The sequence below is a fragment of the Mesorhizobium sp. M4B.F.Ca.ET.203.01.1.1 genome (genome assembly GCF_004791025.1).
GTDB lineage: Bacteria > Pseudomonadota > Alphaproteobacteria > Rhizobiales > Rhizobiaceae > Mesorhizobium > Mesorhizobium abyssinicae.
In genome coordinates, this window is record NZ_SRUO01000039.1 from 1 (window position 1) to 2,479 (window position 2,479).

Below are 2,479 nucleotides of genomic sequence, written 5' to 3' on the forward strand. Positions count from 1 at the left end.
GTAAGCGATGTCCCGACGGCACCTTTCGGTGATCGGCGTGAAGGACGATGTTCGGAGCCTTTGAGGGCTTCGACACATGACGATTTCAGAGCTTACGCTTAAATCCAGCGATCACGAGCCCGCGCGCCGGTTCGAGGTGTTCACGGGCTCCGGTCGGCGGCGCGAATGGCTGCCGGAGGAGAAGGCGCGGATCGTGGCGGAAAGCTACGAAGCCGGCGCGACCGTGAGCGCGGTGGCGCGGCGATACGCTTTGTCCCCGCAGCAGCTGTTCGCCTGGCGTCGGGCCGCTCGTCAGCCGTTGGCGGAAGCGCCGGCACCGGAATCGTTGTTTGTTCCGGCGGTGATTGCAGCGCCGAGGCCTGAACCGGCGGCAAGGCGGCGGCGGAAGCAGAAAGCCGCCCGAGACGGTGTGATCGAGCTGGAGATAGACGGCGTCGCTATGCGGGTCGGCCGTGGCGCCGACACCAGGACGGTGGCCGCTGTAATCCGAGCGCTGAAGGCGACGACGTGATCGGGCCGACGGGTGCGGTCAAGGTCATGGTGGCGACGAAGCCGGTGGACTTCCGCAAGGGTGCGGAGGGCCTCGCGGCGCTTGTGCGCGAGACGATGGGCGCCGATCCGTTCAGCGGCGCGGTCTATGTCTTCCGGGCGAAGCGGACGGATCGGATCAAGCTGATCTTCTGGGATGGCACCGGCGTCTGCCTTTACGCCAAACGTCTGGAGGACGGCGAGTTCCGCTGGCCGAAAGTGCATGACGGCATGATGCGGCTGACGGCCGCGCAGTTGTCGGCGCTGCTCGAAGGTCTCGACTGGCGGCGGGTCCACGAGGCGCGCAGGACCCGCGTTCCGGTTCAGGCGGGCTGACCCGCGACGAAGTGAATCAGCCTGGATTCCGCTGTCGCGGGATGTCGGCGAATATGGTCTGATCCGGTCATGGCGATGGCGGCTGACCAGCTTCCCGACGATCCGGACGCGCTGAAGGCGATGGTCCTGGCGCGCGACGTCGAGAACGCCCGCCTGATCCAGATCATCAAGGAATTGCAGCGTCACCGCTTCGGCCGAAGAGCTGAGACGCTTCCCGAGGATCAGTTGCTGCTGGGGCTCGAAGAGGCCGAGCAGATCGAGGCCGCCGACGAGGAAGAGAATGAACAAGCATCTCCCGCAGAGCGTCTGGAGCGCGCCAGGAAGCGCCGGACGAACCGCGGCGCGTTGCCACCCCATCTGCCGCGGGTGGAAATGGTCGTCGACATCGAGGACCATGCCTGTCCGGGCTGCCGCAATGGCTTGCATCGGATAGGTGAGGACGTGGGCGAGCGGCTCGACATCGTTCCGGCGCAGCTGCGTGTGATCGTCGTGCGCCGGCCCAAATATGCCTGCCGCGCCTGCGAGGATGTGGTCGTTCAGGCTCCGGCGCCCGCCCGGCTGATCGAGAGCGGTTTGCCAACCGAGGCGACGGTCGCTCAGGTGCTGGTGTCCAAATATGCTGACCACCTGCCGCTCTATCGTCAGGCGCAGATCTATGCCCGGCAGGGCATCAATCTCGACCGGTCCACGCTCGCCGACTGGGTCGGCCGCGCCGCCTGGCACCTTCGTCCGGTGCATGAGCGGCTGCTTGGCAAGCTGAAGACTTCACCGAAGCTCTTTGCTGACGAAACCACGGCGCCGGTGCTCGATCCGGGCCGCGGCAAGACGAAGACTGGGCAGCTGTGGGCCTATGCCCGCGATGACCGCCCATGGAATGGAAGCGACCCGCCGGGCGTCGCCTATGTCTATGCGCCGGACCGAAAGGCCGAGCGTCCGATCGCTCATCTCGCAGGCTTCACCGGAATCCTTCAGGTCGACGGCTATGGCGGCTATCGCGTGCTGGCCGAGAAAAGCGGCGTGACGCTCGCCTTCTGCTGGGCACACGTGCGCCGGCGCTTCTATGAACTGGCGGCAGCCGGTCCCGCGCCGATTGCCAGCGAGGCGCTGAGACGGATCGCCGAGCTCTACAAGATCGAAGACGTCATCCGCGGCCGGTCGGCTGACGAACGCCGCGCGATGCGTCAGGAAAATAGCCGCGCTATCATTGCCGATCTCGAACCTTGGCTGCGCGAAAAGCTCGGCCTGATTAGCCAGAAGACCAAGCTCGCCGAGGCAATCCGCTACACGCTCTCGCGCTGGGAAGGCCTGACCCGCTTCCTCGACGACGGCCGCATCGAGATCGACTCCAATACAGTCGAGCGCTCCATTCGTCCGATCGCGCTCAATCGGAAGAACGCCCTCTTTGCAGGCTCCGATGGCGGCGCCGAACACTGGGCAGTCGTCGCCTCGCTGATCGAAACCTGCAAACTCAACGGCGTCGAGCCCCTCGGCTATCTCGCCGATGTCCTCACCAGGATCGTCAATGGCCACCCGAACAGCCAGATCGACGACCTGCTGCCCTGGGCCTACATCCCGGCTCCCGAACTCAGGGCCGTGGCCTGAGAACAGCGCTTAC

At 65.6% G+C, this 2,479-nt stretch carries 3 protein-coding genes; all 3 read left to right on the forward strand.

The window, feature by feature from the left end; translation table 11 throughout:
* Window positions 1-76: 76 nt before the first annotated feature.
* The 3 genes from EN846_RS33495 to EN846_RS33505 all read left to right on the forward strand — a co-directional run bounded on the left by EN846_RS33495 (window position 77) and on the right by EN846_RS33505 (window position 2,466).
* On the forward strand, window positions 77-511 hold the full coding sequence (locus tag EN846_RS33495; protein WP_095518983.1) for a transposase: 435 nt from the start codon (window positions 77-79) through the stop codon (window positions 509-511).
* Window positions 508-864, forward strand: a complete 357-nt coding sequence (gene tnpB, locus EN846_RS33500; RefSeq protein WP_023800865.1) for an IS66 family insertion sequence element accessory protein TnpB — start codon at window positions 508-510, stop codon at window positions 862-864. Before EN846_RS33495 ends, tnpB begins: the two co-directional genes overlap by 4 nt.
* A gap of 69 nt (window positions 865-933) precedes the next feature.
* Window positions 934-2,466, forward strand: coding sequence for an IS66 family transposase (locus EN846_RS33505; protein WP_095518982.1), 1,533 nt, complete (start codon window positions 934-936; stop codon window positions 2,464-2,466).
* Window positions 2,467-2,479: the final 13 nt, after the last annotated feature.